A 17,846-nucleotide genomic window follows, 5' to 3' on the forward strand; every position below is an offset into this window, starting at 1 on the left:
GGGGTGAGGCAGCCCCCGGCCGGTTCAGCCGCGGCTCACCAGGGCAGCCGGCCGTTCACGTCGAAGTAGCCGCCGGTCGGTCCGTCCGGGGCGATCTGCGCCATCCGCACGACGATCTCGGCACCCTGCTCCACGGTCTGCGTGCCGGTGTTGCCGTTCAGGTCCGTCTTGGTGAAGCCGGGCTCGACGGAGTTGATCCGCAGGGCCGGGAGCGCCTTCGCGAACTGCACGGTGAGCATGTTGACCGCGGTCTTGGACGTCGGGTAGGCGATGCCGGGGTAGAAGTGCGCGGGGTGGTCCGGGTCGGAGAGGGCCGTCAGCGAGGCCAGACCGCTGCTGACGTTGACCACGACCGGTGCCGCCGACCGCTCCAGCAGGGGCAGGAAGGCGTGCAGGACGCGGACGACGCCGAAGACGTTGGTCTCGAAGGTGTTCCGTATCTGGTCGGCGGTCACGGTCCGGGCCGTGGGCACGCTGTTGTCCGCGTTCCGGGTCTCGATCCCGGCGTTGTTGATCAGGACGTCGAGCCCGCCGTCGGCCTCGATCTGCTCCGCCGCGGCCTCGACCGAGGCGTCGTCGGTGACGTCGAGGAGGACGAACCGGGCGCCCAGATCGTCGGCGGCCCGGCGTCCGCGCTCTGCGTCCCGGGCTCCGATGTACACGGTGTGACCTGCGGCGATGAGCTGGCGGGCGGTTTCGAAACCGATGCCCTTGTTGGCTCCGGTGATCAGTGTTGTCGTCATGCCTCAACACTGCGCCCGGGCCGCCGGGGCAGCCAGCAGACCCTTCTTCCTGGGACTGCGGGTACCAGGCACATCCCCGGCCGGACGTGTTGACTGGGGGCATGACGGCGACGGAACTCGGACAGGCGCTGCGGCGCTGGCGCGACCGTGTCGCCCCGGATGCCGCCGGGCTGCCGGCCGGGGGCCAGCGGCGTGCGGCGGGGCTGCGGCGCGAGGAGCTGGCGCTGCTGGCCGGGATCTCGGTCGACTACGTCACGCGCCTCGAACAGGGCCGGGCGGTCAACCCGTCCGGGCAGGTCGTCGAGGCACTGGCACGGGCGTTGCGGCTGTCCGCGGACGAGCGGACGTATCTGTTCGGGCTGGCGGGGCTGGTGCCACCGGGCCCCGACATGGTGCCGGGGTACATCACGCCCAGTGTCCAGCGGCTCATCGACCGGCTGGCCAGCACCCCCGTCGCGGTGTCCGACGCGGCCATGACCCTGCTGGTGACCAACCCGATGTACGCGGCGCTGATGGGCGATCCGTCCGGGCTGCGCGGCTTCGATCGCAACGGCGTGTGGCGCAACTTCCTCGGCCGGCCGACCCGGGTGCGGCACACCCCCGAGGAGCGGCGGTCCTTCGAGGCCGGCCTGGTCGCCGAGCTGCGCTCGACGGCCGCCCGCTATCCGGCCGACCGCCAACTGCGGCGGATGATCGCCGAGTTGCGGGCACAGAGCAGGCGGTTCGCCGAGCTGTGGGACGCGGGGGTGGTGGGCCGGCTGGAGGCATCGCGCAAGACGGTCGAGCATCCGCAGGTGGGCACGCTCACGCTGGACTGCGACCATCTCCGGGTCGAGGAACACGACCTGCGCATCCTCGTCTACTCGGCCGAGCCGGACACCGAGGCCGCCGAGAAGCTGGCGCTGGTCTCCGTGCTCGGCACCCAGAGCCTGGCCGGGAAGCACTGACCCGGCCGACACGCCCTCGGCGAGGACCTGCAAAACTTGCGTGACTTAAGCAAACCATTTAGCTTCCTTTCATGTGGAAATCGGTGCGGCGTGCCGCGTGGGCCACGGTCCACCTCGCCCTGGCCGCCGCGATGGCGTTCGGAACGTGGATCTTCATCACCGTCCTGCTGATCACCGCGATCGGCACGCTGGTGGTCGTCGGTGTCTGGCTGCTGCCCGAGACGGTGCTGCTGATCCGGCGGATCGCGGGAGCCAAGCGGAACCTGACCGCCACCTGGACCGGGGTGCGGATCCCCGAGGCGTACCGGCCGCTGACCGGGACGGTGCGGGAGCGGGTGGTCACGGCCGTCCGGGATCCCGGCACCCGCACCGACGTGCGCTGGATGGCCGCCTACTGGTTCTACGGCGCGCTGCTCGTCCTCGCCCTGCCGCTGTGGCCGGTGGGACTGGTCGTCGACGGCGTGTGGTGCGGGCTGCTGCGCCGCGAGGCGGTCGTACTGCCGCTGATCGTACGGCTCGCGGACCTGGAGGCGGACTGGTCGACGGCGCTGCTCAAGCCGTCCCCGCAGGCACGGCTCACGGCCCGGGTCGAGGAACTCGCCGCGACCCGCGCCGACGCGATCGCCGCGCACGAGGCCGAACTGCGCCGGATCGAGCGGGATCTGCACGACGGAGCGCAGGCACAGCTGGTGGCGCTGTCCCTGCGCATCGGGCTCGCCAGGCGTGCCTACGGCGGGGACCGCGAGACCGGTCTCCGGCTCCTCGACGAGGCCCAGGACCAGGCCGAGAAGGCGCTGACGGAGCTTCGGCAGGTGGTACGCGGCATCCATCCGCCGATCCTGAGCGACCGCGGCCTGGCCGGCGCCGTGCGCGCGCTGGCGGCAGGCAGCGGATTGAACGTGACCGTGGACGACGGCGGCCTCGACCAGGGGGTGCGGGCGCCCGCGGCGGTGGAGGCGGCCGCCTATTTCGCGGTGGCCGAGTCGCTGACCAACGTCGCCAAGTACAGCGGGGTGGACCGTGCCGAGGTCCGGCTGGTCCGGGTCCGGCGCGGGCTGCGCGTGCGGGTCCGGGACGAGGGCCGCGGAGGCGCCGACGAGGCCGGCGGCTCGGGTCTGCTCGGCATGCGGCGGCGGGTCGCCGCGCTCGACGGAACCATGGAAGTGTCCAGCCCCGTCGGGGGGCCGACCGTGATCGAAGTGGAGTTGCCGTGCGTGTGGTGATCGCCGAGGACAACGCGCTCCTGCGGGAGGGGCTCGTCCTGTTGCTGACCTCGGCCGGGCACGAGGTCGTGGCCGTCGCGGGCAGCGGGCCCGAGGTCGTGCCCGCGCTCCTGGAGCACCGGCCGGACGTGGCCGTGCTCGACGTGCGGATGCCCCCGGGCTTCCGCGACGAGGGGCTGCGGGCGGCACTGGAGGCGCGCGAGCGGCTGCCCGGACTGCCGGTACTGGTGCTCTCGCAGTACGTCGAGGAGGCGTACGCCGGTGAGCTGCTGGGCGGCGGGACCAGCGGGATCGGGTATCTGCTCAAGGACCGGATCGGCCGGGTCGACGAGTTCCTCGACGCACTGGAGCGGGTGGCCGGCGGCGGTACCGCGCTGGACCCCGAGGTCGTCGCCGAACTCCTCACCCGCCGCAAGGACTCGCCGCTGGACTCGCTCACCCCCCGCGAGCGCGAGGTGCTGTCGCTGATGGCCGAGGGCCACGACAACGCGACCATCGCCGGGACCCTCGTGGTCACCGAGCGCGCGGTGCACAAGCACATCGGCAACGTCTTCCTGAAGCTCGGCCTGCCCCCGAGCGACAGCGGCCACCGCCGGGTCCTGGCCGTCCTCGCCTATCTGGCCCACGCCCCTCAGGCGTGAGCCCTGCCGCACTACCAGCCGGTGGCCGAGGTACCGGTCGTGCCGTCCTGGGTCCGGCCGTCGCGGGACCCGCGGCGACCGGACACCAGGCCGCCCGCCGCGCCGAGGGCGACCAGGCCCATCCCGGCCGCGGTGGCGATGCCCTTCACGCCGTCGACGGCGAAGTAGGCGACCGCGGCCACGCCGCCGTTGAAGAGGAACAGGAACCACAGCACCGGCCGGGTCGACAGGAACGCCTTGATCTTCGGCTTCCTCGCGATGCGCGTGCCGGTCAGCATGGAGAGGGCGACGCCGGCGAGGGTCGCCGCGTTCTTCGCCGTACCGTCGAGTACGGCACCGGCCCCGCCCACGGCGGCGGCCAGGCCCGCGCCGAAACACGACCAGAGCAGCAGACCGGCGAAGAACGACTTGACGGTGGCGAACGGCGACTTGGCGGCCATCGGGCATTCCTTAGGACGAGGGGCTCCTCGCCCCGGGGATCTCTCTGCCCACCACGATCCCGGCGCCCCGCCACGGTCACGAGGGAGCAGCCTCCCGGACCCGTGGTGTAGCGGACTACACCACGGGTCCGAAACCCCGGAAGGAGCCGCTCCGGTAAGTCAACTCCCGCCGAAAAGTCAAGTGTTGACATGTTCTGAGCGCGTGACTGATGATCACAGCTAAGTCACGGAGCCCCCTCAGAAACTCCGCGCAACTGACGCCTCAGTGTGCGCATCCGCACCACGCGTATCCCCCGTCGGTCCTCCCCCACTCGCCGATATCTACGCACTCTCCCCCACTTCGCACCCCCCACTGCGTCTCCCTCTTCGCATCCCTCCCTTCCGGCACTTCGCGCGATGCCGTCATTCGCCGCGCCTCCGTTTTGTCCCCGGTCACGTCCCCGACAGGAAGGCCAGGCCTTGCCGGTGCAGAACACTCCCCACCTCGCCCCCGCGGACCCGGCCCTCCGGGTCCGGCCCGCGTCCTTCGCCCAGCAGCGGCTGTGGTTCCTGGCCCAGCTCCCGGGCGGGAGCACCGCCTACAACGAGACCCTCGCCTTCCTCCTCAGCGGCCCCCTCGACCGCGGCCTCCTGGCCGCCGCCTTCGACGCCCTGACCGACCGGCACGAGAGCCTGCGGACCCGGCTGGTGGCCGAGGCGGGCGGAGTGTGCCAGCACATCGACCCGGCGGGCTCGGGCGCACCCCTGGACGTCGACGACCTCAGCACCGCGGCCGACCCGGAGAAGCGCGTCGCGGAGTGTCAACGGCAGGAGGCGGAGCGGGAGTTCGACCTGGCGGCCGGTCCGCTCTGGCGCGGTCGGCTGCTCGCCCTCGGCACCGCACGTCACGTGCTGTTGCTGACGTTCCATCACAGTATTTACGACGGCGCGTCGATGAACGTGATGATGCGGGAGATCGGGCTCCTCTACGAGGCGTTGGCGGCGGGAGTGCCGGACGGGCTGCCGGAGTTGCGGCTCCAGTACGCGGACTATGCCGAGGCCCAGCGGGCGTCGGTGCTCGGTGGCGCCCTCGCCGCTCAAGAGGCCTACTGGAGGGGCGCGTTGGCCGACGCCCCGCCCGTGCTCGAACTGCCGCTGCCGGGACCGCGGCCGGCGGAGCAGGGCTACGACGGCGGCCGCGTCGGGTTCGAGCTGGATGCGGACGTGACGAGTGCCCTGCGCGGGCTGGCCCGGGAACAAGGGGCCACCTTGTTCGTCGCGGTGCTGACGGGCTGGGCCGTGCTGCTGTCACGGCTCTCCGGACAGCAGGACATCGTTGTCGGCAGTCCCGTCGCGGGCCGCCGCGGTCCGGGGGCCGCCGGGCTCATAGGTTTCCTCGTCAACTCGCTCCCGCTGCGCGTCGACCTGTCCGGTTCCCCGACCGCGACGGAGGCCCTGGCCCGCACCCGGGCGGTGGTCCGTGACGCCCTGGCCCACCAGGACCTGCCGTTCGAGCGGATCGTCGAGGTGGTGAACCCGCCCCGCAGCGCTGCCCACACCCCGTTGTTCCAGACCATGCTGGCCTGGGTCCCGGACCGGCACGACCTGCTGAAACTGCCCGGTGTCGAGACAACGCCGGTGCCGATCGCCCACGCCCCCGCCAAGTTCGACCTCGCCCTGTCGGCGACCGAGTCGGAGGGGCGGGTCACCGGGCACCTCGACCATGCGACCGCGCTGCTGGACACCGCCACCGCCGAACGCTGGGCCGGACACCTGCGGCATCTGCTCACCGACATGGCCCGGCACCCGCACCGCACCGTCGACACGCTGGAGTTGATGGATCCGCGCGAGCGCCTGGAGCTGATCGGCGCAAGCGGCTCCCCCGTCATCAGCGGCTCCTCCGACGCCATGGCGAACGCGCTGCGCGCGGCCTCCGGCATCCCGGAGCTCTTCGAGGCCCGGGCCCGCACGCACCCCACCGCCACCGCCGTCGTCGACCGCGACCACGCACTGGACTACGCGACGCTCGACCGGCGCGCGAACCGGCTCGCGCACGCCCTCGTCGCCCGTGCCGTACGGCCCGGTGATGTCGTCGGACTGCACGTGCGCCGTACCGCTGACCTGGCCGTCGGCATCCTCGGCATCCTCAAGGCGGGGGCCGCCTACCTCCCGCTCGACCCGGGGCAGCCCTGGGAACGCCTCGCCGCGATGGTCGAGGACGCCGTGTGCCCCGTGGTCCTCAGCGACCACCGCGGCACGGACCGGCCGCAGGACTGGCTCGACATCGGCACGGTCGAGGCCAAGGCCAAGGCCAAGGCCGAGGACTCGGCCGGGGCTGGGGCCGAGGCCGGGGCTGAGTGCACGGCCGGGGACCGGCCGCCGGCCGGGATCACCCGGGCCCCGGGCCAGCTGGCCTACGTGATTTTCACGTCCGGGTCCACGGGGCGGCCCAAGGGCGTCGCCGTCGAGCACCGCAGCGTCCTGAACCTCTTCTCGGCCTGGCACGACCGGATGGGCACCGCCCCGGGCGAGGCGGGCTCGGCCTGGTCCAGCATCGGGTTCGACGCCTCGGTCCACGAACTCCTGCTGCCCCTCACCACCGGCGGTGTGCTGCACATCGTCCCCGAGGAGGTCCGCGGCGACCCGGAGGAGTTCTTCGCCTGGCTGCGCGAGCGCGAGATCGTGCAGGCGTTCCTGCCGCCCGCCTACGTCAAGTGGGTCGACGAGGACCCGGACGGACGGCTGCGCGGCCTGCGCCTGCGCAAGCTGCTGACCGGGGTCGAGTCGCTCACCGAGGCGGCGCTGCACCGCATGACGGAGCGACTGCCCGGCCTGCGGGTCTGCTTCGGCTACGGCCCCACCGAGGCGACCCTCTACAGCACCGCCCACTACGATCCCCGCCCGCTGGACCGCCCCTGCCCCATCGGCCGCCCGCTGCCCGGCACCCGCTGCTACGTCCTGGACGCCCGGATGCAGCCGGTCCCGCCCGGCGTCGTCGGGGAGGTCCACCTCGGCGGGGCCGCCCTCGCCCGCGGGTATCTCAACCGCCCCGACCTCACCGAGGAACGCTTCCTGCCGGACCCGTTCGTGCCCGGCGACCGCGTCTACCGCACCGGCGACCTCGCCCGCTGGGGCGACGACGGCCTGCTGCACTACGCGGGGCGCGCCGACGACCAGGTCAAGCTGCGCGGCTTCCGTATCGAACCGGGCGAGATAGCGGCGGCGTTGACGCGACTGCCCGGGGTCCGCGAGGCCGTCGTCCTCGCCGACCAGGACCCGGCGGGCCGGCCCCGGCTGGTGGCCGCCGTCGGCCGGGGCGGTGCCGCGGCGCGCACCAGCGCCGACTGGCGCACGGCACTCGCCCGCAGCCTGCCGGACTACATGGTCCCCGCCGTCGTCCTCGACCTGGAGACCCTGCCGCTGGGCCGCAGCGGCAAACTCGACCGCGCCGCCCTGCTCCGGCTGGTCCACGAGCAGACGTCGGACCAGGTCAACACCGCCAGCCCGCGCGACCACGTCGAGCACGCCCTGTACCGCATCTGGCAGCGCGTTCTGCTGCACCCCGCGATCGGCGTCGGCGACAACTTCTTCGACGTCGGCGGCACGTCCCTGTCGGCCATCAAGATGGCCCACGAGGTCACCGAGGCGTTCGGCCGCCGGCTGCCGGTCGCCGAGGTGATGGTGCGGCCGACGATCGAGGCGCTGGCCGCGCTGCTGCGCGAGGACGGCGCGGACCGCGCCCCGGGCAGCCTGATCGAGTTCCGCCGGGGCACCGGCCCCCGGGTGGTCTGCGTCCACCCGGCCGGCGGCACCGCCTTCTGCTACCTGCCGCTCGCCGCCCACCTGCCCGGACACACCGGCCTGTACGGCATCCAGTCCCCCGGCGTGAACCCCGGGGAGGACGTGCTGCCCACCGTGACGGCCATGGCGGAGGAGTATCTGCGCCTCCTCGAACCGCTCGACGAGGGTCCGCTCGTCCTGACCGGGCTCTCCTACGGCGGACTCGTGGCCCACGAGATGGGACGACTGCTCGGCGCCGCCGGACGGAGCGACGTGAGCGTGGTCCTCCTCGACACCCAGGCGACCGACGACGCGGCGGCCCGCGCGGCGATCACCGCCGTCGACGCGGCCGAGTTCCGCGACAAACTCGTGCGGTTCAACGGGATGTACCCCGGCATCGACGACGCCCAGGTGGACCGGTACTTCCGGATCTACAACCACAACCGGCTCACCGCCCGCGACCATGTCCCGGCCGCCTCTCCGGCCCGGCTGGTCCTCGCCGAGGCTGTGCCGGGCGGCGCCGACACCTCCTTCCACGCCGAGGTCCGCGCCTTCTGGCGGCGGCGCGCGCAGGGCGAGTTCCGCGTCGAGACGATGGCATGCGACCACTGGGAGATCCTGGAGGGCGCCGAGACGGCCCGGGTCGGCGCGCTGCTCGCCGCCGAACTCGCTCATCACGAGGGGCAGTCGAGACACCCGGCGGGCTCCGTCGCCGTACCGGCGGGAGAAGCGCGATGACCGACCGCACCGCACCTTCCGGACCGGCCGAGGCCCCGCTCACCGGGGCCGGCCTGGCCGGGGCCGTACTCTCCCAGGCTCGTCGCACGCCCGGCGCCGTCGCCGTCGAGGACGGTCCCCGACGGCTCGGCTACGCCGAACTGGACCTGCTCAGCGGCCTGGTGGCCGAGCGGCTGCGCGAACGGGGCGTGGGCGCCGGGCAGTCCGTGGCGGTCTGCCTGCCGCGTTCCTGGCAGCTGGTGTGCGTCATGCTCGGCATCCGCCGGGCGGGGGCCACCGTCGTCCCGCTCGACCGGCTCAGCCCGCCGGACCGGCAGCGGCACATCCTCGACGACTCAGGCGCCGTCGCGGTCGTGCACGACGGTACGACCGAGCACGCCCACGGGATCGACGCGGACCTGCTCCTCGGCCCGACCGCGCCGCCCGTCGCCGCCGCACCCCTCGTCGCCGGCGCGCCGCCCATCGCCGCCGCGCCACCCGCACCCGCGCCCGCGCCCGCCGGGGACGGCGCCACCGCCTTCGTCTTCTACACCTCCGGCAGCACCGGCCGTCCCAAGGGCGTCGAGGTCACCGACGCGGGCGTGCTGCGGCTGGCCCGGCCCGGCTGGCTCGACCCGCGGCCCGGCGCCCGTTTCGCCTGCCTGTCCAACCCGGCCTTCGACGCGCTCAGTTTCGAGGTCTGGGCTCCGCTGCTCACCGGCGGTGTCTGCGTCGTCGTCGACGACTCCGAGGTGCACAGCCCGCACCGGTTCGCCGCCGTGCTGCGCGAACGCCGCGTCGACACTGTGTTCATCACGGTGGCGCTCTTCAACACGGTGGTGGACAGGGTTCCCGGCTGCTTCGCCGCCGCCGACCACGTCCTGGTCGGCGGCGAACGGCTCGACCCGCGCACGATACGCACCTGGTACGACGCCAACCCGGCCGCGGCCACCGTCCTTTACAACGTGTACGGGCCGACCGAGGCCACGACGTTCGCCCTGTGCCACCCGATCCCCCGGGACTTCGAGGGCGACTCGGTGCCGATCGGTACCGCGCTGCCGGGGACCGGGCTGCTGCTGCGCACCGCGGACGGACGGACCGCGGAGGACGGCGAGGTGGCCGAACTCCTGCTCAGCGGGGAGGCGCTGGCGCGCGGCTACCGCAATCTGCCGGAACTGACCGAGCGTTGTTTCGTCCGGCTGGCCGACGAGAACGGCCTCCCGCACCGCTGGTACCGGACCGGTGACCTGGTACGCCGGGACGCCGACGGGCGCGTGCTCTACGTCGGACGCGCCGACCGGCAGGTCAAGGTGCGCGGCTTCCGCATCGAACCCGGCGAGGTGGAGCAGCGGATCCTGGCACTGCCCGCCGTCCGGCACGCCTATGTCTGCACCCGGCGTGACACGGCCGACCGCCACGAACTGCTGGCCTTCCTCGTCCTCGGCGACGACCTCTCCTTCGCCGGCTACGAACGTCACCTCACCGCCGCCCTGCCGCCGTACATGCGTCCCCACCACACCCACCTCGTCACGGAACTCCCGCTGACCGCCAACGGCAAGGTCGACCAGGCGGCGCTGCTGCGCGACGCCGGCGAGCCGTGGCGCGGGAGACGTGCGGACGCGGTGCCGGTCAGTGCCGAGCAGCGGCCCGTCCTGGAGATCGCCGAGGAGATCCTCGCCGTCGGTGGTCTGCGTCCGGACGACCGCTGGATCCCGAGCGGCGGCGACTCCCTGAAGGCGTTGCGGTTCCGCTTCGAGATCCTGGCGCGGTACGGCGTCGACATTCCCCAAGGCCTCGTGCTGCGGGCCGACTTCGCGGCTCTGGCGGACGCCGTCCGCACCGCTCCGGCCGGCTCCCGGCCGCCGGTGCCACCCGCCCCGGACACCACGACCGCGCCCGCCACCAGCGAACAGGAACGCCTCTGGCTTCTGCACCGGCGCGACCCCGACGACCGCTCCTACGACGTGCCGCTCGTCTTCCGGGTCCAGGGCACCGTCGACCCGCGGGCACTGCGCCGGGCGCTGCGCACCCTGGTGGAACGGCACCCTGCCCTGCGCACCCGGCTGGTCCCCGCCCCGGACGGCCTGCGCCAGCGGACCGAGGCGCCGTACGACCCCTGGCAGCCGCTCGACGTCCGTCCGGGCGAGTCCTGGCAGGAGACCGCCGACCACTTCTTCGCCCACCGCTTCGACCTCACCGAGCCCCACATGCTGCGGGCCGCCTGGGCCGAGCGGGCCGGGGGCGGGCTGCTGCTCCTGCATCTGCACCACGCGGCCGTGGACGGCTGGTCCCTCAACCTCCTCTTCCGCGACCTGACCGACGCCTACACGGGCGACGTCAAGTCGCCGGCTCCTGCCGCCAGTCCGCTCGATCTCGCCCGCTGGCAGCGGGACTGGCGGGCGACCGCCGGGTACGAACACCTTCGCGGCCGACTGCGCGAGCACTACGCCGGCGCGCCGGAACCGTCGCCCGCCCTGCCCGCCCCCGAGCCCGCGTCGTCGGCCCGGCCGACGGCGGGGCTGCTGCGCACCTCCCTCGACCTGGTCCGCCGCAGCGCACTGGACCGGCGTGCCGCGGAACTCGGCCTGACCAGGTTCCAGTTGCTGGTGTCGGCGTTCGCCGCGTGCCTGTACGGCGTGACCGGGCAGGCCCGGCCCCTGGTCGCCGCTCCGGTGGCGAACCGGCCGCGGCCCGAGTTCGCCGAGAGCGTCGGCATGTTCGCCAACACCGTCCTTCTCGACCTCGCCATAAGGCCCGACGACTCCCTGGGCGCCCACCTCACCGCGCACGCCGACCGTGTGCACGGGGTTCTGGAGGGGCAGGAGGTCCTCCTCGCCGATGTGCTCGGCGATCCGGCGTTCCGTGACCGCTCACCCCTGTTCGACTACCTGTTCGTCCTGGAGAACACGGAGTTCTCCGCGCTGCGGCTGGCGGGCTGTGCGGTGGAACCGCTGTGGCCGGAGCCCGCGGGCGCCAAGTGCGCGCTGACGCTGTCGGTGGTGGAGGACGAGTCGGGGTTCGGCTGTCTCTGGGAGTACCGCGACGACTTCGGCGCCGAACGCGCGCGAGCGGCGGCCCGGTTGTTCCGGCGCGCGCTGGACGAGCTGGCCGGCGCCGGTGACCGCACCCTGCGCGAACTCGTGGCCCCCGACCGCACGTCGGCGACCGCCCACGGCACTCGCGTGGCAGCGGACTTCGCCACGGTCGCCGAGGGGTTCGCCCGCCAGGTGGCCCGTACCCCGGACGCGCCCGCCGTCACGCTGGGCGGGACCACGCTCACCTACGCCGAACTCGACGCCCAGGCCAACGAGTTGGCGTCGCTCCTGAGCGTGCCCGAGGATCCGGCCGCTCCGGCGTCCGTGGCCCTGTACCTCCAGCCGTCCGTCGAGCACGTCGTCGCCCTCCTCGCGGCGGCCCGCCGCAACCTGACCGTCGTCCCCCTCGACCCGGCCTATCCGACGGCGCTGCTGCGGCATGTCCTCGACCACGCGGACCCGCTGTGCGTGCTGACCGGCGCCCGGGACCTCGACGTCCTGGCCGAGATCGCCCCGCCGGACCTGCCGCGGCACGTCGTGACCCTCACCCACGCCCCCACCGCGCCGCCCGTGCCGTACCGGCACCGCGGACTCCGGCCGCTCTACACCCTGTTCACCTCGGGCTCCACCGGCACACCCAAGGGTGTCCAGGTCCCCGACCGGACCCTGTGCTCCCTGCTCACCTGGCAGCGGACCACGGGGGGACTCGAACGACCCGCCGTCACCCAGCAGTTCTCCATGCTCTCCTTCGACGTCTCCTTCCAGGAGATCCTCACCACGCTGTGCTCCGGCGGCCAACTGCGCCTGGTGAGACCGGCATGGCGGCAGGACATGCCCACGCTGCTCCGGGAGTTGGAGGACGGCGGCGCGGAGCGGATCTTCCTGCCGTACGTGGCTTTGCAGCTGCTCGCCGAACACGGTGTGCGCTCGGGGGCGTTCCCGTCCCGGCTGCGTGAGGTCGTCACCGCGGGCGAGCAGTTGGTGTGCACGGACGCGATCCGGCGCTGGTTCGCGGGGCTGCCGGCCGGGGCCCGCCTGTTCAACCACTACGGCCCGACCGAGACCCATGTCGTCAGCGCCCTGTGCCTCGAAGGAGACCCGGCCGCCTGGCCGGCGCGTCCGGCCATCGGGCGCCCGGTGGCGGGGGCCGTGCTGCGGGTGGTCGACGAGGGCGGTCTGCCCGTTCCGCCGGGTGTGACGGGCGACCTGCTCATCGGCGGCCCCATGGCGAACCGCTGCTATCTCGGCGACCCCGCCGCACAGCGCGACCGGTTCCTCGACGATCCCGAGCTGGGCACCCTCTACCGCAGCGGGGACCGCGCCCGCTTCGACGAGCACGGTCTGCTGCACTACGCGGGGCGCGACGACGGCCAGGTCAAACTGGGCGGGCACCGCCTCGAACTGGGCCAGGTCGAGGCCGCGTTGCTGGGGTTGCCCGGGGCCGGGGTGGTCAACGCGGTCGCGGGCGTGCGGGACGGCCGGCTGGTCGCCGTCCTCCAGTGCCGGGGCGAGGATCCCGACCCGGCGGAGCTCACCCGGCGGCTGGCGGCGCTGCTGCCCGCCTATGTCCGGGTCGCCGTCTTCCGCCGGGTGACGGAGCTGCCGCGCACGCCCAGCGGCAAGCTGGACCGCCGGGCGGCGCTCACCGCGCCCGGACGCGAACTTCGGTCGCGTCACGAACCCGGGCCGGGGCGCGAACCTCTGCCGGGCGGCAACGCGGATGCCGGGCCGTCAGCGCTGGAGCGGCGGCTGGCCGGGCTGTTCCGGACCGCGACCGGGCGGACCGTCGCCGTGGACGACCGGTTCCTCGACGCCGGGGCCACCAGCCTGGACCTGATGCGCTTCCAGCTCAGATGCGCGGGCGAGGGCGATCTCCCCTTCTCCGTACCGGACTTGTTCGAGCACGTCACCCTGCGTGCCCTGGCCCGGCGGCTGACCGACGACGGCACCGCCCGCGACACCCCGGCCCGGCGGCCGGAAGCGTCCGACGGCGCCCGGCGGGCGGTGGCGGACGAGCCCGTCGCCGTCGTCGGTATGGCCGTACGGCTGCCGGGCGCGCCCGACCTGGCCGCGTTCTGGGACCTGGTCGTCTCCGGGCGGCGCGGCATCGAGCACTTCGCCGCGGCCGACGGCCGGGTCGGCGCCCGCAGTCAGATGGCGGGACTGCTCGCGTTCGACCCGGGCCGGTTCACGATCAGCCCGCACGAGGCCCGGCTGATGGATCCCCAGCAGCGCCACCTGCTGATGAACTGCGCCGAAGCCCTCGCCCACGCCGGCATCGGCGACCCGGCCGGGCTGCGGGTCGGTCTGGTCGCCTCCTGCGGCGAGAACACCTACTTCCAGCGGATGCTCCGGGACGGCGACCAGGGCCTGCTGCCCGACTCCTTCCGGCTCGCCCTGCACCACGAGAAGGACTTCCTCGCCACCAAGGCCGCCTACCATCTGGGCCTCACCGGACCGGCGTTCACGCTCCAGTCCGCCTGCTCCAGTTCGCTCGCCGGGGTGCATGTCGCCGCCGGGATGCTGCGGCAGGGCGACGCCGACGTGATGCTCGTCGGCGGGGTCCTCGTCGACACCGAGCTGACCGACGGCTACACCTACCGGCCGCAGCACATCTTCTCCCCCGACGGACACTGCCGGCCCTTCAGCGCGGACGCCGAGGGCACCGTGGGGGCGAGCGGCAGCGGCGTGGTAGTCCTCAAACCGCTGGCCGCGGCCCGCCGGGACGGCGACACCGTGTACGCGGTCGTCACCGGCTCGGGGCTCAACAACGACGGCTCCGGCAAGCTCGGTTACAGCGCCCCGTCGCTGCCCGGGCAGCGGGCCGCGATCCGCGCCGCGCTGGACCGCAGCGGTCGCGCCGGCGGTGCCGGTGCCGGCGGCGACGTCGGGTATGTCGAGGCGCACGGCACCGGTACCCGGCTCGGGGATCCGGTCGAGGCGGCCGCGTTGCGGCAGGCGTACGGGCTGGCGGAGGACGCGCGGGTGGCGCTGTCGTCCGTGAAGAGCCAGATCGGGCACCTGGGCGCGGCTGCGGGCGTCGTCGGCCTGGTGCGGGCGGTGCTCGCCGTGCACCACGGGGTCGTCCCGCCGACGGCCGACTTCGACCGGCTCAACCCGGAGATCGCCGACGGCCCGTTCCGGATCCCGGTCGCCGCCGAGCCCTGGCCGGCAGGCCGGAAAAGGGTGGCCGGGGTGAGCAGCTTCGGCATCGGCGGCACCAACGCCCATGTGCTGCTGGAGCAGCCGGACCCGGCACCGGTACCGACCCCGGCGGAGGTGCTGCCGTGCCTGGTGCTGTCCGGCGCCTCGGAGGCCGCGGTGCGCGCGGACGGGCGCCGTATCGCCGACTATCTCGCGGCCCGTCCCGACGCCTACCCGCAGGTGCTGCGCCACCTCCAGGCCGGGCGGCCCGCCCTCGCCCACCGCGCGGCCGCCGTCTGCCCCGACGCCGCCTCGGCAGTCGTCTGGCTGCGGGCGCTGCCGGAGGTCACCGCGCCGCCGCCCCGGGACGCGCCGGCGGTCGAGGACCGCGACCGCGACCCGCACGCCCTCGCCGAGGCCTGGGCGGCCGGCCGCAGTGTCGTATGGCCGACGGGCCCGGCACCGGCGCCCTGGGACTTCCCGCCGCCCGCCTTCGACACCGCCGAGTACGACTTTCCGCGCGCCGCCGGGGAGCTGTCCGGGGTCTCCCGGCTGCCGGCAGCGCAGTGGCTGCACCAGCCCCTGTGGACGCGGTCACGGCGCGCCCGCACCGGCGCCGTGATGTCCCGTCGTACCGCCGTGGTGGTGATCGGCCCCGGGCAGGACGGCGAGAGCTGGCGGTTCCTGGAACGCCACTACGCCCGGGTGGTGACCGTGCGCGCCGGACAGGGCCTGACCCGGCTCGGCGACGACCGCTACGAGGCCGATGTCGCCGACGCCGGGCAGCTCACCGCCCTGCTCGGCCGCCTGACCGGCACGGACGCACCGGACGGACCGGACGGACCGCACGGACCAAGTGGACCGGATCGGCCGGACGCACCGGCTGTCGACTGGCTGCACGCGCTTCCGCTCGCCCTCGACGGCGACCCGGCCACCGCCGCGCTGGAGACGGCCGAGTGGGCCTGCCTCGACACGGTCGCCGCCCTCGCCCTGGCCCTCGCCGGCCTCCCGGAGCCGGACCGGCCCCGGGCCTGGCTGCTGTCCCAGCGGGCGCAGCCGGTCACCGGGAGCGTGCACACCCCCGAAGCCGGTCTGCTCGCCGCGGCCCTCGAAGTCCCCCGGCAGGAACTGGGCGTCACCCTGCGCTGGACCGACCTGCCCGGCCCGCACCCGGCCGGCTGGGCCGCCCGCCTGCCCGACCTGCTCCTCGACGAGACCCTCACCGTCACCGACCGGGCGACGGCCCTGCGGGACGGCTTCTGGTGGCGTCGCACCACCGTGCCGGTGCCGGTGGGCGAGGCACCCCGCCCGACCGCCGCGCCGGGCACCCATCTGGTCCTCGGCGGTACGGGCGGCCTCGGCACCACCCTGGCCGCGAGCCTCCTCCTGCACCCCGGGAACCAGGTCGTCCTGGTGGCCCGCGGCACCGAAGTGCCCGCCCCGCTGCGGGAGTTCGGCGAGCGCGTCACCCTGGTCACGGCCGACCTTGCGGCCGAGGAACCCGCGGCCGTCGCGGACCGGCTGGCCCCGCTGCTCGACGGCCTGGCCGGCATCGTGCACGCCGCCGGCACCGCCGCGGGCGGTCTGCTGGCCCGGCGCGAACCGGCCGCGGCCCGCGCCGTCACGGCGGCCAAGCTGCGCGGCGCCCTGCTCGCCGAGTTGCTCGTCGCCGAACACGCCCCCGACTACGTCCTGTACTGCTCCTCGATGGCGGCCCGGTTCGGCGGGGTCGGCCAGTTCGACTACGCGGCCGCCAACGCCTGCCTCGACGCCTACGCCCACCACACCCCGTCCGGCGGCGACGCCACCGTACGCACGAGTGTCGGCTGGGACGCGTGGCGGGACGTCGGCATGGCCCAGCGGCACGCCGCCCGGGCGGACGCCCGGCACCGCGAGCACCTGACCGTGGCGCTCACCCCCGAGGAGGGTACGGCCGTCTTCGAGCGGGCCCTCCACCTCCAACTGCCGTATCTCATGGTGAGCACCACGGACCTGACGGCCGCACGGGCCTTCTACGCGTCCGAACCGGTCGCCGCCGAACCCGCCGGACCCGAACCCGCTACCCCGGCCCCCGAACCCGCCCCCGCACCTGCACCCGCACCGCCCGCTCCCGTGCCGGAAGGTGATCTCGGTGCGGAGGTCACCGACATCCTCCTCGCCCTCCTCGGCGTGGACACCGTCGACCCACAGGCCGCCCTGTACGACCTGGGCGCCGACTCCCTGACCCTGCTGGAGCTCCTCGACGAGATCAAACGCCGGTACGGCACCGACATCGAACTGTCCCGGCTCAGCCACCGGGTGAGCCTCGCGGAGCTCCTCGGCCACCTCGGCGACGGTGTCCGCCCGCCCGGCACGGTGGACGTCGAGGTGTGGCAGCGCGGCCCGGGGCCGGACGTGCTGTGCCTGGTGCATCCGGTGGGCGGGGACATCCAGGCCTACCGACCGCTGGTGTCGGCCCTCTCCGACGACCTCACCGTCTGCCTGATCGCCGACCCCGGGCTGCGCGACCCCGGGCTGCCGGACCGCCCCATAGACGAGCGCGCCGGGCACTACCTGGCCGCCGTACGGCGGGAGTTCCCGGAGCCCGGGCGCCGACTGCGGCTGGCCGGCTGGTCGTTCGGGGCCTGGACCGCCCTGTCCATGGCCGCGCTCGCCGAGGGCGAGGACCGGCCGGTGACCGCCCTGCATCTGCTCGACCCGCCGCCGCCCGGGGCCGGGCACCGGCTCGCCGGCTACGACGAGGAGCGGATACAGGCCGCCTTCGCCCGCGAGTTGGGCGGAAACGGCGCGGGGCGGCCGACGGAACCGGTGCACGGCACCGTCGGACCCCTCCCCGGCCCGGACCCCGCAGCCCCCCTCACGGAGTCCGGCCGCGTCTACGCCGAGCGGCTGGCGCGCTGCTGCCGTGCCAACCTGGCGGCCATGGCCGGGCACCTGCTGCCGCGGCTGCACCGGACGCCCGCCGCCGTATGGCTGGCGACACGCCCCGTGGCCGAGGCCGCGCTCGCGCCCGAACCGACCGCCCCCGGAGCGTGGGACGCCCACCTGCCGTCGCCGTACCGGCTGCACCACGTCGACGCCGACCACTACCAGATCGTCGCCGAACCCCATGTCGGGGAGATCGCCGCCGCCCTCGCCGAGACCGGGTCGCCGTCCGACGCCCGGCCGCAGCCCGCCGGACGGATCTGAGGAGACCA

General features: G+C 74.3%; 7 protein-coding genes. 5 read left to right on the forward strand and 2 right to left on the reverse strand.

The window, feature by feature from the left end; translation table 11 throughout:
- Nucleotides 1-35: 35 nt before the first annotated feature.
- Complete coding sequence (locus ACWGKQ_RS44025; RefSeq protein ID WP_453297692.1) at nucleotides 36-743, reverse strand: SDR family oxidoreductase; 708 nt, start codon at nucleotides 741-743, stop codon at nucleotides 36-38.
- Between the two features lie 101 nt (nucleotides 744-844).
- On the opposite strand from ACWGKQ_RS44025, the gene ACWGKQ_RS44030 reads away from it, so the two are divergent.
- From ACWGKQ_RS44030 to ACWGKQ_RS44040, 3 genes are all read left to right on the forward strand, one after another.
- Nucleotides 845-1,690, forward strand: a complete 846-nt coding sequence (locus tag ACWGKQ_RS44030) for a helix-turn-helix domain-containing protein (RefSeq protein ID WP_453297693.1) — start codon at nucleotides 845-847, stop codon at nucleotides 1,688-1,690.
- 71 nt (nucleotides 1,691-1,761) lie between these two features.
- A complete protein-coding gene (locus ACWGKQ_RS44035; RefSeq protein WP_453297694.1) occupies nucleotides 1,762-2,913 on the forward strand; it encodes a histidine kinase in 1,152 nt (383 codons plus the stop codon).
- Nucleotides 2,901-3,554: a response regulator transcription factor gene (locus ACWGKQ_RS44040; RefSeq protein ID WP_453297695.1), complete on the forward strand. Its 654-nt coding sequence runs from the start codon at nucleotides 2,901-2,903 to the stop codon at nucleotides 3,552-3,554. Before ACWGKQ_RS44035 ends, ACWGKQ_RS44040 begins: the two co-directional genes overlap by 13 nt.
- A gap of 11 nt (nucleotides 3,555-3,565) precedes the next feature.
- Here ACWGKQ_RS44040 and ACWGKQ_RS44045 read toward each other — a convergent pair whose 3' ends face one another.
- The gene (locus tag ACWGKQ_RS44045; protein WP_453297696.1) at nucleotides 3,566-3,994 is read right to left on the reverse strand and encodes a hypothetical protein; all 429 of its coding nucleotides are present in this window, start codon (nucleotides 3,992-3,994) and stop codon (nucleotides 3,566-3,568) included.
- A 465-nt stretch (nucleotides 3,995-4,459) separates the two neighbouring features.
- Between ACWGKQ_RS44045 and ACWGKQ_RS44050 the strand changes: the two genes are divergently transcribed.
- Together ACWGKQ_RS44050 and ACWGKQ_RS44055 are read left to right on the forward strand one after the other, a co-directional pair.
- Nucleotides 4,460-8,491, forward strand: coding sequence for a non-ribosomal peptide synthetase (locus ACWGKQ_RS44050; RefSeq protein ID WP_453297697.1), 4,032 nt, complete (start codon nucleotides 4,460-4,462; stop codon nucleotides 8,489-8,491).
- On the forward strand, nucleotides 8,488-17,838 hold the full coding sequence (locus tag ACWGKQ_RS44055) for an amino acid adenylation domain-containing protein (protein WP_453297698.1): 9,351 nt from the start codon (nucleotides 8,488-8,490) through the stop codon (nucleotides 17,836-17,838). Before ACWGKQ_RS44050 ends, ACWGKQ_RS44055 begins: the two co-directional genes overlap by 4 nt.
- The last annotated feature ends 8 nt before the right edge of the window (nucleotides 17,839-17,846 follow it).

It is taken from the genome of Streptomyces sp. NPDC054770 (assembly GCF_053611985.1).